The organism is Microaerobacter geothermalis, from assembly GCF_021608135.1.
In the GTDB taxonomy this organism is placed as follows: Bacteria; Bacillota; Bacilli; order DSM-22679; family DSM-22679; genus Microaerobacter; species Microaerobacter geothermalis.
Genome location: NZ_JAKIHL010000043.1, coordinates 1 through 21,949 on the forward strand (window position 1 = coordinate 1; position 21,949 = coordinate 21,949).

The 21,949-nt window shown below is 40.8% G+C and carries 21 protein-coding genes and 1 pseudogene; 3 read left to right on the plus strand and 19 right to left on the minus strand.

Features of this window, described 5'->3' with window-relative positions:
- The 5 genes and pseudogenes from L1765_RS13560 to L1765_RS13580 all read right to left on the minus strand — a co-directional run.
- Positions 1-162, minus strand: a pseudogene (locus L1765_RS13560) (L-glutamate gamma-semialdehyde dehydrogenase); the annotation flags it as partial.
- Between the two features lie 257 nt (positions 163-419).
- Complete coding sequence (gene mbcS, locus L1765_RS13565; RefSeq protein WP_236408028.1) at positions 420-2,015, minus strand: acyl-CoA synthetase MbcS; 1,596 nt, start codon at positions 2,013-2,015, stop codon at positions 420-422.
- A 160-nt stretch (positions 2,016-2,175) separates the two neighbouring features.
- Positions 2,176-2,394 carry an alpha/beta-type small acid-soluble spore protein gene (locus L1765_RS13570; protein WP_236408029.1) on the minus strand — a complete coding sequence of 73 codons (219 nt, stop codon included), beginning with the start codon at positions 2,392-2,394 and terminating at the stop codon, positions 2,176-2,178.
- Positions 2,395-2,525: 131 nt separating this feature from the next.
- A complete protein-coding gene (locus L1765_RS13575) occupies positions 2,526-3,653 on the minus strand; it encodes an MGDG synthase family glycosyltransferase (protein WP_236408030.1) in 1,128 nt (375 codons plus the stop codon).
- A 64-nt stretch (positions 3,654-3,717) separates the two neighbouring features.
- A complete protein-coding gene (locus L1765_RS13580) occupies positions 3,718-4,392 on the minus strand; it encodes a TerC family protein (RefSeq protein WP_236408031.1) in 675 nt (224 codons plus the stop codon).
- Positions 4,393-4,574: 182 nt separating this feature from the next.
- On the opposite strand from L1765_RS13580, the gene L1765_RS13585 reads away from it, so the two are divergent.
- Positions 4,575-5,801, plus strand: coding sequence for a hypothetical protein (locus L1765_RS13585; protein WP_236408032.1), 1,227 nt, complete (start codon positions 4,575-4,577; stop codon positions 5,799-5,801).
- A gap of 86 nt (positions 5,802-5,887) precedes the next feature.
- On the opposite strand, the gene L1765_RS13590 is transcribed toward L1765_RS13585, so the two are convergent.
- The 10 genes from L1765_RS13590 to L1765_RS13635 form a co-directional block, all read right to left on the minus strand.
- Positions 5,888-6,298: a hypothetical protein gene (locus L1765_RS13590; RefSeq protein WP_236408033.1), complete on the minus strand. Its 411-nt coding sequence runs from the start codon at positions 6,296-6,298 to the stop codon at positions 5,888-5,890.
- Entirely contained in the window at positions 6,282-7,946 is a 1,665-nt protein-coding gene (locus L1765_RS13595; protein ID WP_236408034.1) for a carbon starvation CstA family protein, read from the minus strand. Before L1765_RS13595 ends, L1765_RS13590 begins: the two co-directional genes overlap by 17 nt.
- Positions 7,947-7,993: 47 nt before the next feature.
- Entirely contained in the window at positions 7,994-8,512 is a 519-nt protein-coding gene (locus L1765_RS13600) for a hypothetical protein (protein WP_236408035.1), read from the minus strand.
- Between the two features lie 148 nt (positions 8,513-8,660).
- Positions 8,661-9,383 carry a LytR/AlgR family response regulator transcription factor gene (locus tag L1765_RS13605; RefSeq protein ID WP_236408036.1) on the minus strand — a complete coding sequence of 241 codons (723 nt, stop codon included), beginning with the start codon at positions 9,381-9,383 and terminating at the stop codon, positions 8,661-8,663.
- A complete protein-coding gene (locus tag L1765_RS13610; protein ID WP_236408037.1) occupies positions 9,352-11,082 on the minus strand; it encodes a sensor histidine kinase in 1,731 nt (576 codons plus the stop codon). Before L1765_RS13610 ends, L1765_RS13605 begins: the two co-directional genes overlap by 32 nt.
- A gap of 202 nt (positions 11,083-11,284) precedes the next feature.
- Positions 11,285-11,674, minus strand: a complete 390-nt coding sequence (locus L1765_RS13615; protein ID WP_236408038.1) for a DUF302 domain-containing protein — start codon at positions 11,672-11,674, stop codon at positions 11,285-11,287.
- A 13-nt stretch (positions 11,675-11,687) separates the two neighbouring features.
- The gene (locus tag L1765_RS13620) at positions 11,688-11,909 is read right to left on the minus strand and encodes an SHOCT domain-containing protein (RefSeq protein WP_236408039.1); all 222 of its coding nucleotides are present in this window, start codon (positions 11,907-11,909) and stop codon (positions 11,688-11,690) included.
- Between the two features lie 84 nt (positions 11,910-11,993).
- Positions 11,994-12,362, minus strand: a complete 369-nt coding sequence (locus tag L1765_RS13625) for a rhodanese-like domain-containing protein (protein ID WP_236408040.1) — start codon at positions 12,360-12,362, stop codon at positions 11,994-11,996.
- 155 nt (positions 12,363-12,517) lie between these two features.
- Positions 12,518-13,717 (minus strand): tRNA uracil 4-sulfurtransferase ThiI, encoded by a 1,200-nt coding sequence (gene thiI, locus L1765_RS13630; protein ID WP_236408041.1) that lies wholly within the window; start codon positions 13,715-13,717, stop codon positions 12,518-12,520.
- Between the two features lie 3 nt (positions 13,718-13,720).
- Positions 13,721-14,866, minus strand: a complete 1,146-nt coding sequence (locus tag L1765_RS13635) for a cysteine desulfurase family protein (RefSeq protein ID WP_236408042.1) — start codon at positions 14,864-14,866, stop codon at positions 13,721-13,723.
- A 210-nt stretch (positions 14,867-15,076) separates the two neighbouring features.
- Between L1765_RS13635 and L1765_RS13640 the strand changes: the two genes are divergently transcribed.
- Positions 15,077-16,285: a LysM peptidoglycan-binding domain-containing protein gene (locus L1765_RS13640; protein WP_236408043.1), complete on the plus strand. Its 1,209-nt coding sequence runs from the start codon at positions 15,077-15,079 to the stop codon at positions 16,283-16,285.
- Here the strand turns inward: L1765_RS13640 and L1765_RS13645 are convergent.
- Positions 16,275-17,441 (minus strand): CaiB/BaiF CoA transferase family protein, encoded by a 1,167-nt coding sequence (locus L1765_RS13645; RefSeq protein WP_236408044.1) that lies wholly within the window; start codon positions 17,439-17,441, stop codon positions 16,275-16,277. The genes L1765_RS13640 and L1765_RS13645 overlap by 11 nt on opposite strands.
- Positions 17,442-17,637: 196 nt before the next feature.
- Between L1765_RS13645 and L1765_RS13650 the strand changes: the two genes are divergently transcribed.
- Complete coding sequence (locus tag L1765_RS13650) at positions 17,638-18,723, plus strand: inorganic phosphate transporter (protein ID WP_236408045.1); 1,086 nt, start codon at positions 17,638-17,640, stop codon at positions 18,721-18,723.
- A 1-nt stretch (position 18,724) separates the two neighbouring features.
- Here the strand turns inward: L1765_RS13650 and L1765_RS13655 are convergent, their stop codons facing one another.
- From L1765_RS13655 to L1765_RS13665, 3 genes are all read right to left on the minus strand, one after another.
- The gene (locus L1765_RS13655) at positions 18,725-19,876 is read right to left on the minus strand and encodes a phenylacetate--CoA ligase family protein (RefSeq protein ID WP_236408046.1); all 1,152 of its coding nucleotides are present in this window, start codon (positions 19,874-19,876) and stop codon (positions 18,725-18,727) included.
- A complete protein-coding gene (locus L1765_RS13660) occupies positions 19,864-20,655 on the minus strand; it encodes an ABC transporter ATP-binding protein (RefSeq protein ID WP_236408047.1) in 792 nt (263 codons plus the stop codon). The genes L1765_RS13655 and L1765_RS13660 overlap by 13 nt, the downstream gene beginning before the upstream one ends.
- 101 nt (positions 20,656-20,756) lie before the next feature.
- Positions 20,757-21,935: an ABC transporter substrate-binding protein gene (locus L1765_RS13665; RefSeq protein ID WP_407942272.1), complete on the minus strand. Its 1,179-nt coding sequence runs from the start codon at positions 21,933-21,935 to the stop codon at positions 20,757-20,759.
- Between the last annotated feature and the right edge of the window lie 14 nt (positions 21,936-21,949).

Consider the following 21,949-nt stretch of genomic DNA (forward strand, 5'->3'; position numbering starts at 1 on the left):
GGATTTTCTTTTCTTCTCTGTCTTGATCCTTTCCCCCCCAATGATCAAATCGTATTCCTGACCCAACTGGGACTCGACAAGCTTTAGTGCTTCCTTAAAGGCTTTTCGGTTTTCCTCTTTACTGAAATCGGTAAACGGTTCGTTTTTAAAATCTATGACCATCTTTTCATTTCCCCCTTTCAAATTTGCCATAATTATCTTGCAAAAGACATGCCAAGATCAGGTTCATATCTCCCAAGTGTGTGGATGGAACTAATGAATTTACTAAGGACAGCCTTCGAGTTCGTCCTTATTCGTTCCATCGGGAGTTTTCGTGAAACTATACATTTATGTTAAATTAGATTAGGTTATTTTAACACATTAAACATATTTGTCTAAAATAAAACCCACACCCTAAACGAGTGCGGATATCTATTGATTTATGCCTGTTTTTTTCTTTCTTTTTCCATCTTCCTCAACTCAACCCTTCGAATCTTTCCTGAGGTTGTCTTAGGCAATTCTGTTACAAACTCTATTTCTCTTGGATATTTATAAGGAGCCGTCACTTTCTTTACATGGTCCTGAAGTTCTTTCACCAGATCTTCGCATGCCTTTGAGTGATCCTTCAGGACGACAAAAGCTTTTACGATGCTTCCCCTAATTTCATCGGGGCTAGCCACTACTGCACATTCAGCCACCAGTGGGTGTTTTACCAGTGCATCCTCCACTTCAAAGGGACCAATGGTATACCCTGCGCTAATAATAATATCATCAGAACGGCCTTCAAACCAGAAATATCCGTCTTCATCTTCCCGGGCCTGGTCACCTGTTACATACCAATCTCCCCTGAAGGCCATAGATGTTCTTTCCGGATCTTGATAATATCCCTTGAAAAGCGCCGGAGCATTTCTATTGACCGCAATATCCCCCACTTCTCCCTTTTTCACGGGCTTTCCGTCATCATCAATGATTGCAACTTGATTACCGGGAGTAGGTTGACCCATTGAACCGGCTTTTACTTCCATCCCCTTAAGTGTTCCTACCAATAACGTGTTTTCCGTTTGTCCATAGCCGTCCCTAACTTCCACATTAAAATAGCGTTTAAAGGTATCAATAACCTCCCGGTTTAGAGGTTCACCGGCACTGACGGCACTCCGGAGATGACGGAGATCATACTGCTCCAATCCATCCACCTTTGCCATTAGTCGATACTCGGTAGGGGTGCAGCACAACACATTCACCTGATACTTTTCTAAAAGAGATAAATATTTTTTGGGTTCAAACTTCCCGAGATAGGACAACCCGGCCGCACCAATGCCCAAGGTTGAGATAAAGGGGCTCCAAATCCACTTTGCCCATCCAGGTCCTGCAGTGGCCCAAACAATATCATTCGGCTTTACGTCAAGCCATAGTTTTGCAGCCACTTCTTGGTGTGCATAGGCCCAACTGTGAGTATGAATCACTCCCTTCGGATTACCGGTTGTTCCCGAGGTATAAGATAAAAAGGCAATATCGTCCCTGCTTGTTTTTTCGATTTCCAATTGATTGGATTGATTTTCTTTTAATGAGAAATAAGAAGTCCATCCCTCTTTTTCTTCTCCCACTACAATGAAATGTGTAAGGGTATCTGTCTGCCCTCTGATTTCATCCACTCTATCGGTCAGAGAATGGTGGGCAATCACCCCCTTGGCACCGGCATGGGAGACCCGATACAGAATATCCTTAGACATTAACAATTCTGATCCAGGCATCAAAATTAAGCCCAGCTTTAGACATGCCAAATAAATAATGTATGCTTCCGGAGTCCTTGGTACTAGGATCATCACTTTATCCCCTTTGGATAATCCCATTTCCTTTAAACCATTACCCAATCGATTTGACTCACTCCGAAGCTTCCAGTAAGGCAATATCTTTTCTTCTCCATTTTCATTTTCCCAATAAAGGGCAATTTTGGTTTGATCGTCCCCGTGTTTGTCGATATCCTCCGCCATGTTATAAAAATCAGGGGCAATTAGGTTATTCTTAAACTCCTCCATTCCCGCTCCTCCTATTTTTTTCTAAATATTTATCTTTATTTTAACCTTTCACCTATTCTATATTTTATCACAAAATTCCTTCCCCTATTTTTAAAAATTTATGAAAAAAATAGTGAAGGGCAGCCTTAGCCGCCCTATAAACCATCATATGAACTTTTACTTACTGGAACCTTCCACCAATTTGCTGTTGAGCCATTTTCACCAAACGCTTAGTGATTTCTCCCCCAACAGATCCATTTTGACGAGAAGTCGTGTCAGGGCCAAGCTGAACGCCAAACTCTTGTGCAATCTCATATTTCATTTGATCAATGGCTTGGGCAGCTTGAGGCACAACTAATTGGTTCGTATTTCTTGGGTCATTTTGTTGTTGTGCTGGCATCTTTAATCACCTCCTTACGTGGTGTATCTATAGAATGTGACGAAACGTCAGTCACCATACCCACGTAAGGAAAGTAAATGATGGAAGAAACGTGATGAATCAACCAATTTTTCCAATGGTTATATTCAGTTTTAATGCAAAAACTGTAGATGATGGAGTATTCTTTTAGCACTATCATAACTTGATGAAGGTTTCCCATAATCATTAGTTTTATGTCTTATATGTTCCAGCTTTGAGAAATCATTTATAAACCCTTGTAGATGATACACTAAGTCCTTTGGAGTATTAAACGAATGGGCTAACCCCCTTTCTAACAAAAATGAAGCGTTTCTGCTCTCTTGTCCATAGATGGATTCATGAATGAACAAGGGAATGTTGAGGGCTAATGCTTCGGCTGTTGTTAATCCTCCTGGCTTAGTAATGATTAAGTCACAAACTGCCATCACGTGTATCAGTGACGAGATATATCCAAATACCCGAATATGATGATGATCTGACTGTATTTTGCTCAATCGCTGATATAACTTGGTGTTGTTACCGGTAATTACCAAAATCTGCAAAGGTGTGGGGATGGTCAAGAGATGTTGCAAGATCTCTTCCATCGGACCAAAACCCCAGCCACCACCTGTCAAAAGAATGGTAATAAGTTTAGGTTCCAGGTCCATTTTCTTCCTTAGTTCTTCTTTATGAGTCTGCACAAATTCCGAAAAATCAGGATGGATTGGAATCCCTGTAGGCCAAATCCGTTCTCCCGAAATGCCAAATTTTTTACGTACATATTCTTTAATATCCTCGTGGGGAACGATATAAAAATCGATATCCGGATAAACCCAAAATCCATTAAAACCATAGTCGGTTATAACAGCTCCTAAAGATGGGATTATTCCCTCTCTTCTCAGTAAAGATGCTGCCCCCAGGCAAAATGCGTGGGTAGCCACAACTAAATCAGGTTTTTCATCTTGAAAAAATTTTTCAAGCTTGGATTTCCAAAGTTTAGCTAATTTATTCTTAAACATAAAGCTTAACCATTGCTCATTATCATAAAGAATGCCCCATAATCGAGGGACATGTTTGATCATCAAATAATAAGCCTCTCTTGATACCTTTTCCACATGGGGATGAACCAGATTCATCATCGGAATAATCCGGCACTCTACATTGGTATCCACTTTTGCCAATGCCATTGCCAATGATTCCGCAGCTTTGGTATGCCCTAAACCGGCAACATTTTCTGTCATCATGATGATTTTTTTTGACATAGGCCTACTCCATACGAAATGAATGCTATACCTGCCTATTTTTCTCTGATTCACCCATATTTATTCATCTTGTAAAACTAAAGGAATCTTTTCTCCTGATTTTCCCTGCCACCAAGATGCATATCATTAAAATCACAGGAACTAACCAAGATAGAAATGAAAGGGGATGTGGCAACCACCGCTGTATCAGCTTATCTTCTATGACCATATTCCCTCCAGTATAAGCCAAAATTCCCGAGCCAATATAGACGAGAACGGGAAAACGGTTCATTAATCTGGCCACTAATACACTGCCCCACATAAGGAGAGGGATACTAAGTCCTAGTCCGAACAAAACCAAGTAGACATTTCCATGGGCGGCACCTCCAACAGCCAATACATTATCCAGGCTCATCACAAAATCTGCGACAATAATGGTTTTAATCGCCTGAGCCAGATTCTTTCCTTCCTGAATCGTGGATACTTCTTTCTCATCATCGATTAATAGTTTAAATGCAATCCACAGCAGCAAAATGCCGCCGATGGCCTTTAACAAAGGGATCATCAAGATCCATACCGTTAGAGCCGTTAACGATACCCGCAAGAAGACAGCCCCAACCGTCCCCCATAAAATCGCTTTTTTCCTCTGATTTTCAGGCAAACGGCGGCTTGCCATGCCAATCACCACCGCATTATCACCACTAAGAACCAGATCAATAATCATAATATTGATTAATGCCAGAACGATTTCCATATCCATTTTTACAACCTCCAAAAGTTCTCCTTCCTTAACATTAGCATATGTTTAGACTGGACAAAACAGATTTGTTCACAGATTCGTCATGTTTAAATATTGAGAAAAAAATTCATTCTATTGACAATGATTATCAATGTTATTATGATCAAGATTGGGAGTGAAATTTTTTATGGGAGGGTTTTTTCGTGAAAAAAGAAAAAGTAGGAAAAATTCTAGTAGCAGGGGTGTTGCTTATTGGAGGAACTGTATTGGCAGGATGCGGAAAGGAAGAAGCTGCTCCAATTAAGGAAACAGCTCAACAAAATCAACAAACGGAGCAAACTTCACCGAGTGCTCCATCCAATTCCAGTCAAGAAGTTTCACAAGAGGATAGCCTGACACAAGCAGCTAAAGACATAAAGGCTTATTTTGACATCAAAGCCGAACTGGAGAAAGCAAAAAATGGAGAAGATGTTAATTATGACATGGTAGAAAGCATTTATGTTGAAAATCTTCAACAAAATATAATCGGCACATCTTCAGATTGGGATCAAGCCATTGTAGCAGCGATCAACGGCGGAAAAGGCAAAGAACTGGATACCAATGTGATTCGGCAATTAATTGACAAAACCATTCAATCCTATTTCTATTCTGCTCAGAAAAAACTACATAAAGATATTGCAGCCCTTCTGGCAGAAGGAAAGAAAGAAGACGCCCAGGCAAAATATGAAGAACTTCTTACTTATGTTGAAGAGGTACAAAAGCCAACCGCTGCAAAAAGGGATGATTACTGGAAAGTTGACATGGTGAACCAGATTGACTTAGGGTTGGCTCAAGAAAAGGAAGCAATTCAATCCGGAGAGGTCACCCAATTTAAGGTAGCCGGTCAAATCGTAGATAAGACCATCTACAGAAGCCACTATCTTGCTGTACTTAAATATGCCAAAGCCATTTCTGAAGACGTTGCGGCAGGAAAAACAGATGAAGTGAAGGCTGAACAAATAGAAGCTTGGGGATTTTATCAAGCGATTTACGGTTCCCTTTCCTCAGGTGATCAAGAAGCGGCAGATCTGATCCAGAAACGCTTCTCCCTAAACGAAGATCCTGCTAATATCAACTTTGAGGAAATCGATAAAGCTTTTGCCAGAGCTTTCATAGGTAAAATTAAGGGTTATTATGAAAAAGCTCCAAAGGCCCTTGAAGAAGGTAACAAGGAATTGGCCCTAGAAAGTGCCATGGAAGGAAACGTGTTCCTTAAAAACATCGAACTGGTATCAAAAGATTATTTAGGTGAGGAAGCCGCCAATACGTTATTGTCCGATGCAGCCAATTGGTTTAGTGCTTTGGAAGCAGAAGATCTATCGAAAGCAAAAACTGAAGGCGACAAAGTATTGGCCAAACTGACGTTACTCCTTGAAGAAGTACAAAAGTAAATTTCCTAAAAATTAACTCCCTCTGTCTTACAGGGGGAGTTTTCCTTTTTCTATCTTGAATTCATATATGTCATTGAAGGGACCGATTAAGCCGGTTCCTTTTCTTTTAGTTCTTTAATCTTTTCAAATACATCAGCGATCACAATATGTTTTCCTGATGCTATCAGCTCTCCATTACAGATAATGCTTGGAATGCGATAGCCAAATATGGTTTTAAACCCTCTTAACCATGGAACCCGATATTCTCTAATGTCCCGGATCAGCCGGGGAATAAGGTAGGCTTGATTTCGAGGATCTACCATATCAATCTGAATATGTGGACCAAATTCTTTTTCCAGAAGAGAAAATAGAACTCCCATGTTTTCCATAATCACTCGTCTCTCTTCGAACAAAGGCTTCCCTTCCAGTTCCATCGCATATTCTCCTTCAAGGGCAGCACAGCATTGTCCACCCTCTTCATCCTCACGAATAATAATCACCTTAAACTGTTTTTCCATAGGTTGAGTCACCCTTTGTTGACTCCGGATTTATCGGATTTGTCAAAGCCTTAAAAGACTGGATCACAAGAACTACAGCTAAGATAAAGAGTGCTGCTCCTACAAAAACTAAAACCATATTCCCTTTTAACAGGTTGGAATAAATTAAAAACCCTAACGCAGATAAGGTGACAAGGAACATGAAGACCATCGGATACTTGGTAAATGCATTATTTTTACCCAGTTTAGCCAACCATACCGAAACGGCAAGAAGGGCAATCGCAGCAAGCAACTGATTCGCTGAGCCAAAAATAGGCCAGATTGCTTTCCATTGACCACTTAATGCTAACAATCCGGCAAAAACAACAGTCACCAACGTAGCCACATAACGGTTGGCAAAAATGCTTTGCTTTACTTGAGCAGACTGATTTTCTGAAACCTCTTTTTCAAACAGCTCCTGGAATATAAAGCGTCCAAGACGGGTTGCTGTGTCCAGGGTGGTCAAAGCAAAGGCGGAAACCACTAAAGCGGTAAAACTCTTCCCTACTTCAAGCGCGATTCCCAATTTGGTCAAAAACTGACCTACGCCAGCAGAGAATAAGGCAACCGGTCCTCCACCCTCGGTCATTAAGGATTTATAATCAGCAGGGATCAGCATCGCAGCAGTGATCAGTGCGATAACTGCAAGGGTACTCTCAATCAGCATTCCTCCAAATCCAATTAATTTGGCATCTTTTTCACTGTTTAACTGTTTGGAAGTGGTACCTGAAGAAACCAGAGAATGGAATCCTGAAATCGCACCACAGGCAATGGTAACAAATAACACTGGGAATAAATATCCTAAATCTGTTTTAAATCCGGCATAACCCACCAATTGGATGGTCGGGTTGGATAAGAATAACCCAATCACTGCACCGGCTAAGAGGGAATAAAGAAGATAAGAGTTTAAATAATCCCTTGGCTGCAATAAAACCCAAACGGGCGCAATAGAGCCGATCACAATGTAAATCAATAAAATATAGATCCAGGTACTAAAGGATAAAGCAATTGGGTAATTAAGACCAACCCAGATGCTAACAAAAAGCAAAGCAATCCCGATTAAGGATGCGGGCAAAGCAGGAACATTACTTCGATAAACCGCAAAACCATAAATAACTGCCACCAGAATAAACAAGAGAGAAGCTGTCCCTGCTGAAGGAACTGCAACAAATGTATTGGCGGTGATAATGGCAAAAACGGCAATAATAAGAACCAAGGTTAACCAGGCAAAAATATTAAATAATTTTTTCCCTGTTGCCCCAACGTTTTCATTAATAATTTGACCGATTGATTTTCCCTTATGTCTTACCGAAGCAAACAAAGAAGTGAAATCATGGACGGCCCCAAAGAAGATTCCACCCAAGACAATCCATAAAAAGGCAGGAATCCAGCCAAAAACGGCTGCCGTGATCGGCCCGATGATGGGAGATGCCCCTGCGATGGATGCGAAATGATGACCAAGGAGTACTGGAGCCTTAGCCGGAACATAGTCCACCCCATCACCCATGGAATGGGCTGGTGTTTTTCTAAGTGGGTCAATCCCCATTTTTTTTGCCACCCATGCCCCATAGGTGACATAAGCAACTAAGAAAGATATCAGTGCAATAATCACAATCGCTAATGAACTCACAATTCTTTCCCTCCTAACACAAATTGACAATTTGGATAATACGAATCTTATATTACAGCCTCATCTCTTGCCTCCAATGGCTGATAAAATTTAGCCACCTCCCTTCCTTTGCGGTTGGTGCAAACTTTTCCTTCTGATAAGGAAACGATAATCAAGCGAACCTCTGCCCAACCATATAAAGTCCACTTGAAATTCTTACGATAGGAATATTTCCTCACCCTTTTTTCAATGGACGGGGTCAATTTCACAGGAATCAGAGCCACACCAGTAATCGTCGTAGACATATGTTCATGATGGGGCCTCACATGGGTTTCCACTGCCGATTCCAAGAAAGCAGTAAATCGAGAAAAATCATGTTCATTAAAGTCAGAAAACGTTTTCACAAAACAATGCTCATAATTTTCGGCACGCCATATTTTCAAGCTCTTTGAACCAAAGTATTTTTCATTGTGAATTTCAGAGTAGGCATATAATGAAAAGTGATCTTCATGTATCTTTACATTTTTGTGAATATTAAAAAATTTTGAATATCGTTCTTCAAGCATCGAGAGATAATCCTGAAACATACCCTTCACCCCCTTGCACCAGTCTGACATCTCATATCATAACCAAATAAACAAAATATTTAGATACTTTATGGATGAACAACAAAAATACATGCCTGAATGGCATGTATTTTTGTTGAATGGTAATCATTAATATAAGGTAATAATTTTAACAACCTAAGAGTCCTTTTAATTCTTTGACACGATTTCGGCTTACAGGAATCTCCAGATCACAATGCTTCATTTTCAACCTCATCGTATAGTTAAACCACGGAATCAGCTGGGCAATCTGGTCAATATTTACCAAGTAACTTCGATGGGTTCGATAAAGCTGAATTGGCAGCTGGGCATCCTCCAACTCCTGAAGGCATAGTTTCGTATAAAATTCCCCAGACTTAGTCAGGATAATTGTCTTTCGTTCCTCTGCCTTTATAAATATAATATCCGTGGGTTCGATGGGAATTAATTTCCCTTTTTGCTCGACAACAATCTTTTTTAATATCCGTTTCTGCATGCATTGGTTCATTTTTTCTGTTAAACGCTGTACCGTTTCCGCTACTCTCTCCTCCTGATAGGGTTTGAGAATATAATCTACCGCTTTCAAATCAAAGGCATCCACTGCATAATCTGTAAAAGCCGTAGAGAAGACAATCAACGGGAGAGGCTTGTTTCTCTTTTTTAGGAGTTTGGCCAATTGTATTCCATTCATCTCATACATTTCGATATCCAGAAAAACCACATCTGGATTGACCATTTCGATTAATTGAAAAGCATCCAGTCCATTTTCTGCTTCCCCACAAATCTTTACTTCCGGATACTGATCCAAGAGAAATTTTAGTTCATCACGAGCTGGTTTTTCATCATCCACCAGGAGAACCCTCAAAATGATCATTCCTTTCAACTGGTATCTGTGATTCACTTGCAGGAATCATAAACGAAACCGACGTTCCGACGCCTGCTGTGCTTTTAATGGATAATGTGGATTCTTCTCCATACATCGCTTTCAGTCTCTCATTTACATTGGTTAATCCAATCCCCAACCCTTTCTTTGTCGATGATATTCCCTCTTCCATCCCAACTCCATTGTCATCCACTCTTACTTTTAAGAATAGTTTTCCATCATTTCCAGTTAGTGTCATGGTCGAGATTTGAATGGTTCCTCCACTCTTCCGAGGCAATATTCCGTGTTTTATCGCATTTTCCACTAAGGGTTGCAGAATCAAGGGAGGGACAAGCAGTATACGTGATTGTTCTTCAATTTCCCATTTGATGATCAATCGATCCCCAAATCTTGCTTTCTCGATCGCCAAGTAAGCGTGAATATGTTCCAATTCTGTTTTAAGGGGAACTAAATCTTTGTGCTCTAAATTTCGGCGAAGAAAGTTACCCAAATGAATAAGCAGGCTCCTGGCAGTTTCCGGTGAAGTGCGACTGAAAGAAACAATCGTATTTAATGCATTAAATAAGAAATGGGGCTGAATTTGAGCCTGTAATGCTTTTATCTCAGCCTTGGTTAAAAGCTGTGATTGATATTCCAGTGAAGCCAATTCTAATTGTGATGAAAAAAGATGTGCCAGTCCCACGGCAAAATCATGATCCAGTCGGCTGAATTCCCTTTTTTTATTGTAATAAAGCTTAAGAGCCCCAATCACTTCCTTACCGTTTCGCAATGGGACAACTAAAGCAGTAAATAACGGACATCCAGGATGTGTGCAACTCATTTCTTCCCTGGTCTTTGCCACTAGCGGTTTGCCAGGATTGAGATATTTCGTAGTGGCTAATGTTCGTAAGGATGTGCCAGGATGATGATGATCCGAACCTACTCCGACATGCGCCAAAACGACCTTTAAATTGGTGATGGCTACCGCATCAAAATCCATTTCATGGTAGATGATTTGGCTTACTTTTCGAGCGGTCTCCTCGGTTAATCCTTTTCTCAAAAAGGGAAGTGTTTGCTGGGCAATCTTCAAAGATTTTTGGGCTTGAACAGCTCCCGCCCTCTCCCATTCTTTAAAGACCATTTGAACAATCACAACGAATATGGAAATACCCAGTGCATTCACAAAGATCATCGGAATCCCAATTACCATGACCAAATCCCAGGCTTTATCAAAGGGCTTGGCAATAAGAAGAATAATCAACATTTGGACGAATTCTGCCAATAATCCTGCTAAAAAGGCCGTTCTCCAATTCAATCGTTCTTTACGAATTTTTTTTGAAATGATTCCTCCGATCAGTCCTTCAACCGTTGTTGCGATTCCGCAAGCAAGGGCCGTAAATCCTCCCAAAGTCAACCGGTGGGCCCCAGCCAAAAGACCTGCTCCTATGCCGACAACCGGACCTCCAAAAAGTCCTCCTACCATGACTCCAATTACCCTAGAATTGGCAATGGCACCTCCATCCATCAACACCCCTGTATATGTGCCAATGATACCCATTCCGCCAAATATGAGAATTAGGAGAAATTTATCCTTTAAACTGATGGATTGCCGGAATAAACGTTGAACGAGAGGAAGGCGGGTTAACAAAAATGCGATGGTTGCAACCACACTCATACCCTGACCCAAGGTTATCATTAGATCAAATACCACTCCATCCCCCCCTTTCCGTATTCTTTACGACTATCATCACCCTTTTTCCTGCAAATATAATATCGGAACTATTTGGTGATTACCACATATTTTTTGGAAACCAAATCATCCTTATAAGACCAAAAAAAGGTTCCCCCGATTATCATCGTTTGGGAACCTCATTATAGATTGCAACTAAAGTTTTACATGTCTTCCATTTATTCTACTTCACTTGATCGATGGCTTTTATTAATCTTTTCTCAACATCTTGGGCAACTTCTTGTAAAAATTGGCTTTCTTCATCAACAAATCCAATCAAGTGTGTTGGTTTAGGTAGCCCGATCTTCGTTTCATTCTGATCCTTATATACAACAATCTTACACGGCAGAAAATAACCCACATGCAAATTATGACTTAATACCTTTTTTGCTTCATGGGGATTACATACTTCCAGGACACGGTATGGATTGTCGTAATCTACTCCCTTTTCCTTCAGTTTGGAAGGAATATCTAACTGCCACAATACTCCAAACCCTTCATCTTTAAGGGAGGATTCCAATGCTTCTACAGCTTCATCCACTTCTTTGGTAGTGCTTACCGTATAGTGAAACACGTAAACAACCTCCTTATTTTTTTAAATTTTCCTTCATTCTCTTATATTCATCCTCGCTAATTTCTCCGTTGGCATATCTTCTGTCCAGGACTTGAAGGGCCTCATTACCCCCACCCTTCGAATCGTTTCCTTTCACAAGATAGATTACCAAATAAACAATTCCAACAAGGATCAATATCCAAAAAATCATGTTAAATAAACCATATCCAAAACCCATTCCGCCAAAACCCATCATTTTTCTATACCTCCTTTTATTATATACCATTACCGGTATGTAGTTTTAGTATAAAACAGAGGTATGAAGATCATATGAAGAAATTTATTTTTTTAATGAAAATGGCCAGTTTGATATTCCCCCTTTTAAGTGGTAACATACGGGCTTAGTTTTTCCTATTAATATTTTTGCCGCCTTTTTACTTCTCATTCCACTTTGACAGTACAATAAAACCTCTTTCTCCTTAGAAATTTTCCCCATATTTCTCCTTAACGAATGAAGAGGAATATTAATGGAGCCAGGAATATGTCCGTTTCGATATTCAGACTCAGTCCGTACATCTATAAGTTGTCCTGATTTCATTTTTTCCTTAAATTCATTTGGCTGAAGTTCTATCAGCCCTTTAACCGGAAGCATTCTCCAAATAATAAAGGTAATAACCAGTAAAATGAAGACGATTTCCGTCCAACCCATTGTACACCTCCTTTTTCCTTGAGCAATGGTATCAATGAGATTATATCATATACCCTATGGGGTAATCAATAAAATATAATAACCTTCTCCTTCTTCCAAGATGGTGATCGGTTGCGGTAAGCTCCTGGACATTTAGGTGACTCCGATTCACTTTACTAGAAAAAAGACATCTCTTTTTCATCGGATTTTGGCTTGATTACCATCATTTCCGTATCTGCAACCGCTTTTTCCACTAACAGATCCACATCTAACCTTTTTTCAAATCGTTCCGCTACCTGAGGATTCGGACGGGTTCTTGGAGATTTTGGCATAAAAATAGTGCAGCAATCCTCATAAGGCAAGATAGAAGTTTCATACGTACCAATCTGTCTGGCAAGCTTAATAATTTCTTGTTTGTCCATGGCAATCAGGGGGCGAAGAACAGGAATATCCACCACTTTATTGATGGTATTCATACTTTCCAAGGTTTGGCTGGCCACCTGTCCCAAACTCTCTCCCGTGGATATGGCCAAGGCTTTTCTCTGATTCGCTAAGCCTTGCGTAATTCGCATCATCATCCGTCTCATAATGGTAATGCTTAAATCGTCGGGAACATGCTGCCGTATCTGGGTCTGTATCTCAGTAAAAGGAACGATGTGAAGCTTCATTTCACCGCTGTATTGGGAAAGAACGCGTGATAAATCAATTACTTTTTGCTTGGCTCTTTCGCTGGTAAAAGGATAACTATGAAAATGGACTCCTTCGATGGGTACCCCCCGTTTCATCGTTAACCATCCAGCAACGGGACTGTCAATTCCCCCGGAAAGCATTAACATGGCTTTTCCGCTCGTACCAAGGGGTAATCCACCTAATCCGGGAATCGATTGACAGGAAATATAAACTCCTTCATCCCGAATTTCAATATAAATAACCGCATCCGGATGATGAACATCAACTTTTAATCCCTTACAGTTTTTGAGGATATATCCTCCAACGATATGATTCATTTCTTGTGAAGGAATGGGAAAACGTTTATCTGCCCTCCTCACTGAAACCTTAAATGTAGTAGGCCTAGGAGAGACATCTAAAAAAACATCCAAAGACCCTTTTTGAATTTCCGTTACATCTTGCTCTACTCTTTTGGTAGGGCTAAATGAAACAATCCCAAATACCTTCTTCAATTGATTAAGGACTGGCTCATAGGGAGTTCCATTTAATTGAACATACATTCTACCATAGGTTTTATGAATCTTAATTTCTGGAAATTGACGAAGAATTCTCTTTATGTTTTTTTTCAATTTATCTTCAAACTGGCCCCGATTTACCCCTTTCAGTGTTAATTCTCCAAACCGAAGTAAAATGGAATCATAATTCATTGTTCACACCCTCATTATCTTTTGTAAATTGGTAATGTTTTTTTTCAAAATTGACAGAGCAAGTTCGATTTCCTCTTGCGTGTTGAATGCTCCCAAACTAATCCGAATGGCGCTTGAAGCTTTCTCCATATCACCAGTCATCGCAAGAATGACCCGGCTGGGCTTCAGTTCTTTAGACGAGCAGGCAGATCTCGTAGAGACAAAAATTCCCTCCTCTGCCAGAGCATGAACCAACACTTCTGCCTTAATTCCCGGAACAGAAAAATTAATAATGTGAGGAGCGCTGTTCGTATCTGGAGTGTTCAGCCATACCCCATCCCATTCTTTCAATTGATTAATCATCGTTTGTTTATACCCTGACAAGCGGTTGATCATTTCCTTTTGACTCTCCACGGTTTTTCTCATCGCTTTTACCATGCCTACAATGGACGGAAGATTTTCAGTGCCAGACCGCAAGCCGGCTTCCTGTTCACCACCCGACATTAAGGGCATCAGTTTGACTCCGTTTCTGACATAGAGAAGACCAACGCCTTTGGGTCCATGAAACTTGTGAGACGAAAGGGACATAAGATCTACCTTTAATTCCTTAACCGTAAATGGTATCTTCCCAAAGCCTTGTACGGCATCCACATGAAATAAAACCTTTGGATGGTTGGAGAGCCATTTTCCAATTTCATGGATCGGCTGAACCGTTCCCACCTCATTGTTTACCAGCATCAAAGAAACCAAAATGGTATCATCTCTGATCGCCTTTTTTACATCTGAGAGTGAAACCATTCCCTTTTCGTTAACCGGCAAAAAGGTGATGTCAAATCCAAATTCCTCCAATTGTTTCATACTTTCTATAACTGATGCATGTTCCACTTCTGAGGTAATTAAATGCATTCCCCTTTTTCTATATTGAAAAGCAACCCCTTTTATGGCAGAATTGTTGCTTTCAGTCCCCCCAGAGGTGAAAACAATCTCCTTGGGTTCTGCACCAATATAAGAAGCAGCCAATTCCCTTGCCCTTGATAGCATGCCTTCCGCTTCCATACCCAACTTATGTATAGATGAGGGATTCCCAAAGTACTCATTCATCATTTCTCTGACAACGTCAGATACTTCAGCATATGGTTTAGTTGTTGCACTGTTATCCAGATATATCACTGATGTTCCCCGCCTTTTACATCTTCTCTCTATTATGACCAACGTTAACTATTTACCTTTAACCACAATACCACTTGAAAGTCAAGAAAAATAAAGAAAGATGGGATTTAATTGATAAATAATGGTATGATTTCCATTATTATTACCCAGCGGCATCCTTCCCGCTATTATATAATAAAAGAGCACCAAGAAATGTCAAAGGAGGATATTATGAAGAAAAAATGGATAATCCCGGTATTGGTTTCAAGTGTGATGGTTGGAGGCCTTACCTATCCTTCCCAGACCAATGCCGCAACCTATACCGTTCATGCTGGAGATTCCCTTTACTTAATCGGAAAAAAATACGGATTAACTTCTGAACAGCTGCGCACAGCAAATCAATTGACAAATGATTGGATTTATCCTGGACAAGTGTTGACGATACCTGAAGAAGGCCCCACTAAAACTACCTATCTTACATACGAAGTAAAAAACGGCGATTTTTTATGGAAAATTGCAAAGCAATACAAACTGACGGTAAACATTCTCAAGCAATGGAATAATCTTGCTTCTGATGTGATTTATCCTGGACAAACTCTTTCACTACCTTTTCATTCTCATCAAGTGGTAACGGGGGATACCTTATGGCTTTTATCCAAAAAATACGGCACAAACGTTTCATCCATTACTTATGTAAACAATCTGTCCTCCGATGTGCTGTACCCCGGGCAAAAGCTGTTGATCCCGGCTGTCCAAATCATTCAAGAACTGGAAACACAATCATCACAAGAAACACCTACATTAGATCATCAAAGTAATTCCGTCCTGCCTTCCCGCGACAAGCCCCATGTCACTTATGAAAAATATACCGTACAACAGGGGGATACTGCCTGGACCATTTCCATTCAATTTGGAATACCCATGCAGGAAGTCCTGGATGCCAATAACCTTACAGAAGATTCCATTATGATGCCAGGTATGGTCCTGAATATTCCTGTTCATCATGTTCCAGTAAAAGAAACGGCAGGACCTCAATATGGGGAGTTGTTGGATTGGTGGACGGAAGCCCAGTATGTTTGGCCTATTGGAAAAGATGCGTGGGTTAAGGATTTTGCGACTGGAAAAATATGGAGGATGAAAAGAACCACCGGCGCATTCCATGCCGACGTTGAACCCCTTACCCTTGAAGATTCTAAGGTCATGAAAGAAGTTTGGGGCGGAAATTGGAGCTGGGAGCGAAGGGCAGTACTGATACGGATTGATGGAAGAACCATTGCCGCTTCAGCCAGTGCCATGCCCCATGATGTTCAGCAAATTAAGGACAATGGTTTTCCTGGTCACAGTGATATTCACTTTTTAAACAGCACAAGACATAAAGATAACCAGATGGATGAAAAACATCAGGCACAAGTAGCCATTGCTGCAGGTGTCAGCCGATAATCCCTAATTTTTGCCATTCCTCCAATTGGGGAGAAGTGGCCCCTAATTTAGAGGATAAGATTTCAATTGTATGTTCTCCCAGTAGAGGGATATTACTTATATCTTTATCGTCACGCCATCCTCCTGCCGATGTTTTAACTTGCAATAACTTAGAACTTGAATCTAAGGGATAGCGGGCTTCTGTGGCAAGCCCCCTATCTCTTATATACTGATGATTCAGCCATCCGTCACAATCAAGAACAGGAGAAAGGCAGCAATCGATTTCAAGGGCAAATTTTACCCATTCCTCCAAGGTTCGCATCAAAAACAATTCCTTGATTTCTTCGTATATGATTTCTCCATCAAGGGCAGGAACGAAAGCGGAATTGAGCCAGTCATATCTTCCCACACCCAAACAAAAGTTTTTCCAAAATTTTTCTTCTAATGCCGCTAATGCGACAAAGGCTCCATCTTTTGTTTCATATATATGGTAGCAGACAATTTCCCTAAAAAATTTTGTCCATTTTTTCAAATGGCCCATATGGTGCTGAAGAATTGCTAATGGACCCTGTAATCCGATCAATTGATCTACCATGGAAACATCAAGGTATATCCCTTCTCCAGTCACAGATCTTTTAACCAAACCAGCTAAAATAGCCTCAGATGCTGCCATTCCGCCCAACAAATCGGCTATGGGAATCGAGGGCATGACGGGTTTTCCGTGACCGTCCCTCAACAGGCTGAGCATACCGCTTACCGCCATATAATTAAGGTCATGCCCCCCTTTGTTTCTCCAAGATCCGTTCTGACCGTATCCTGTTAAAGAGCAGTAAATGATTTGGCCATTCCTCTTTTTTATGGTTTCATATCCCAACCCCATTGCATCGGCGATTCCAGGACGATAACTTTCAATAAATATATCCGCCTTTTCTGCCAATTGTTGTACAATTTCAATGCCTTCCCTTGATTTTAAGTTGATGGCAATACTCTTTTTCCTTCGATTATTTCCTAAAAAAAGAGCGCCAACCCCCTCTAAATCAGGTCCCAATGTTCGAGCCGGATCCCCAAGAGTTCCTTCTATCTTAATAATTTCTGCTCCCATATCTGCTAATCGCAAACTGGCAAAGGGCCCCGGCAAATGCCTGGATAAGTCAAGAACCGTTACTCCTTTTAACACAATAACCCCTCCATGTATAACACCCATTTATGAACATAATTTATCTTATTTTATCACAACCTATTCAAAATTCCGAATTTTCTCTGCTTGTTCCATGGAATATAAGACCAAGGTTTTCTCTATAATGGATAGGCACCAATCTCCCCTTCAACCCATAATGTATGGAAGGTCTAAACACGAAGGAGGGGATATTCTTATGATAATTCTTGCTGTCGTTATTTCCCTCTTCTTTGCGATGAATATAGGAGCAAGCGGGACTGCGGCATCAATGGGTTCCGCTTATGGGGGCGGAGCCATAAAAAAGAGAGTTACCGCCTTAGTATTGGTTGCGATTTTCTCTTTACTGGGAGCTGTTATCGGTGGTGGTGAAGTCGTAAAAACCATCAGTAAAGGAATTATCCCTGAAGGCGTTATTTCTGTTCAAATATCGGTTATCATTCTGTTTTCAGCCTCTATTACACTATTTATGGCAAATCGAATGGGAATTCCCCTTTCAACCAGTGAAGTGATCGTAGGCTCCCTGGTTGGAGCAGGACTCGTTTTTAAAGCCGTCCTATGGAAACCCTTTTTGATCATCACATCGGCTTGGATTATTTTCCCCTTTATCGCCGGGCTGATCAGTTTAGGCTTAGATAAATTCATCACTAAAATCCCTTTTTTTCAATTCCTTTCAGACAGAAAAAAATATCAGCCGTTCCTTGTTTTTTTATTGATTGGGGCAGGTTCATATGAAGCATTTTCAGCTGGGATGAATAATGTAGCCAATGCTGTTGGACCATTGGTGGGTTCCGGAATTTTTTCCTCTGAACAAGGGTTATGGTTGGGAGGATTATTTGTATCTCTGGGAGCGTTGATCTGGGGAAGAAAAGTTCTGGAGACGAACGGAAAAAAAATTACCCGATATTCCTTATTACAGGCCAGTTGCATCTCTATTACCGGGGGAACACTGGTAATCGTCGCTTCCCTCATGGGAATACCCATCCCCCTAACTCAAATTACAACCATGTCAATACTGGGAATCGGATATTCCCAAAAGGGAAAAAGTATTTTTCAAAAAGCAATCGTTCGTCAAATTCTAAAAACCTGGATAATATCTCCAATTTTATCCATGCTGATCTCTTTTTCACTCACGCATATCATCACCCGTAGTGATGAAATTGGAACATCATTGTTTTTTTTGCTCGTCTTCTTGAGTCTTCTTCTGGTTGGTTGGATATTCAAAGTATCAATGACTGCGACAAATTTTTCAAAAGAATCATCAAACCAATCCATAAAGGAATAAATTAATCCCATTTTCTCTTGTCAATAAATTGTGCCTCGCTTCGGGATAAAGAATGAAGAGGTACTCCTACAACATCCGGACTGACCCGAATTACGTTTTTCAATCGCTGCTGCAGGGAATCAACAGAAAAAGAATCATCAATCCCCTCCAAGTAAAAGGTGATCGTATCCCGGTTTCCCTCCCTGTTAACCACACACTGATAATATTTAATTTCCGGATACTCTTCCAAAAGGGGAGCAAATTGTTTCATATGAACAAACATTCCCCTTACCTTAATTCCATCCCCCACTCTGCCCAATACACCTGTCAAATATCTACCCTCTTCCCCTGGGGTCCAGCTGGACAAATCTCCCGTTCCAAAACGAATCAACGGATATGTTTTGTCCATTAAAGTAATAACCACTTCCCCCATTTCACCCTTTTCAATTGGGTGGCCTGTTTCAGGATCACACAGTTCCACAAATACGGAAGAATGTATCCTTAATCCTTTATTTTCCCCATCTTCATAAGCGATACAACCTGCATCAGCTGTTCCGTATCCTTCAAAAACGGAAATCCCATTTTCGACCCAATCCTTTTTTAATGAATCTGACAATTTCTCTGCCGTAAAAAATGCCTTGCTTATTTGCAAATCATCTCCCAATTGATACCTTGCTTCTCTTGCCTTTTCTAATAAAGCAGCCAAAAAACTTGGAGTCCCCACATAGCCGGTTACTTTACAATCCTTTAAAATCTGAACCTGAAGGTCCGTATTCCCCACACCAGCCGGTATGACGGTGACACCAAGTTTTCTAAGGGCAGAATCAAACATAAATCCAGCGGGAGAAAGATGATATGAAAAAGTGTTTAAGACGAGATCGCCCGGTCCAAACCCCGCGATTTCCAAGGCTTCCGAAAATCGCCAATAATCCTCTTGTTTCCCCTGTGGATCATAAATCGGACCTGGAGACATAAATATCCTGGCGATATTCTCCATAGGTACAGCCGTAAGACCCCCAAATGGTAAGCCGTTCCTTTGTATCATTGGCAATTCAGATTTCTTCAGAACAGGGATTTCGTGAAACTTCCTTCCTTTTAGTCTCTCCTTCCAAAAAGGGGAATGCTCTCCTGCGAATGAAATGATTTCATTAATTTGATTGTTCAGGATAACCACCGCTTTCTCCTTTTGTAATGTTTTACTTCACGGTAATTTTTCTTCCCAACGTCACTTAATCCAAGGTAAAATTCTCTTACATCCTGATTTGAAATAAGTGTTTTCACATCTCCTTCCATCACAATTCTTCCGTTTTCCATAATATATCCAAAGTCAGCAATCGAAAGGGCAATATTTGCATTTTGTTCGACAACTAGTATCGTTGTTCCTTCTTCCTGATTAATTCGTTTAATGATAGAAAAAATCTCCTTCACCAATAGGGGAGCCAATCCGAGGGAAGGTTCATCAAGAAGCATCAACTTGGGCTTAGCCATCAACCCTCTCCCAATAGCCAACATTTGCTGCTCTCCTCCACTTAAATATCCGGCTGTCCGATTTTTTAACATTTCCAGCTTCGGAAAATATTGATAAACCAATTGTATATCCTGTTTTAAATTTTTTCTGTCTGTACGGGTATGGGCGCCTGCCACCAAATTTTCTTCAACAGTCAAATGTTCAAATACCCTTCTTCCTTCCATTACTTGAAAGATCCCTTGTTTGACGATTTCTTCCGGATCCATTCCATCCAGTCTTTTTCCCTCAAATTCCACATATCCGTCAGTTATCTGCCCGTTCTCACTTTTTAAAAGTCCTGATATCGCCCTTAACGTCGTCGTTTTTCCAGCACCATTACTGCCGAGTAAAGCAACGATCTTCCCTTTGGGAACATGCAATGACATTCCCTTTAATACCAGAATCACTTTATCGTACATCACTTCCACATTATTTAGTCGAAGCATTACGTCACTCCTTTCATTTTTTCCGATGGCTAACTTAGGGAAAGAGAAGGGGCTGTAAAACCCCTCCCCTTTCTCTCATCCTTAAGCTTAATCCAATGTCCTTAATATCCAATGTAATCGGTAAAGATCTCAAAGCGTCCATTCTTTACTTCTGCAAGTCTAATCTTATTTGTTCCACGGTGATTATCAGGCGTATAGGTAACAGGAGCTGCCAATCCACCCAAATCTAAATTGTTTAACTTCTCAAGACCTTGGCGAACTGTCTCACCTGTTACCTTGTCTCCGGCATTTCTAACCCCTTCCAACATAATTTGGGCACTAACCCAGCCTTGGACAAACTTTTGATTTTTATCAGCCAATTTCTGGCCCTTACTGCTTAGGTATTCTTCGATCGCTTTCATGCCGGGAAGATCCGTTTCATGAACAAATGCATGGGGAATCACTCCAATAAATCCCTCAGCAGCATCTCCGGCCAAAGTGATCAAACCTTCTCCAGCAGCCCAGTTTAATCCGATAAATTTAGTTTTAATGCCTAATTTCTTGGCATCTTTCAAGATGGTTGCCGTAGCACCCCAAGTCTCCTGGATAATGGCGTAATCCGGTTTTGCCTTATCCATGTTTAATAATTGAGAGGTGGCATCTAAAGCTTTCAGGTCTACTACCTCTTCATCCACGATATCCACACCGATATCCTTGGCAAAGGCCTTTGCATCTTCAACTGGTGATTTACCAAATGGGGTGTCATTATAGATTAACGCAACTTTCGGATTACCAGATCCTTTCCAATTGTCCTTAATCCACTTCAAAGCGGACCGTGCTTGATCTGAATAAGTGGCCGCTCCTAAAAAGTTATAAGGTGCTTTCGCAATATCTGTCAGGTTCTCAGAATAGGAACCGGAAATATAAGGGATTTTATCCTTGGCAATGGATTCCTTTAGGGCTTCGGTATCCCCTGTTCCCCAACCCAAAATCGCCACCACTTTGTCCTGCTGCACCAGCTTTTTATAAGCTTCAACGGCCTGAGGCGGTTTATAGGCATAATCGATATCAATCAGTTGAATTTTTGCACCATTAATTCCACCCTTAGAGTTAATATATTCCACATATGCTTTTGCCCCTTCGGCATATGGCTTTCCTACGTCTGCCGTTGCACCTGTAATGTCAAATATTCCGCCGATTTTAACGACTTTTTCCCCTCCTGATGTACTGCTGCTGCCACAGCCTGCCAAAAGACCAACAAACAACAACGTGAGTAAGCCTAACAAACTCCATTTTGCCAATTTTCTAAATCTTG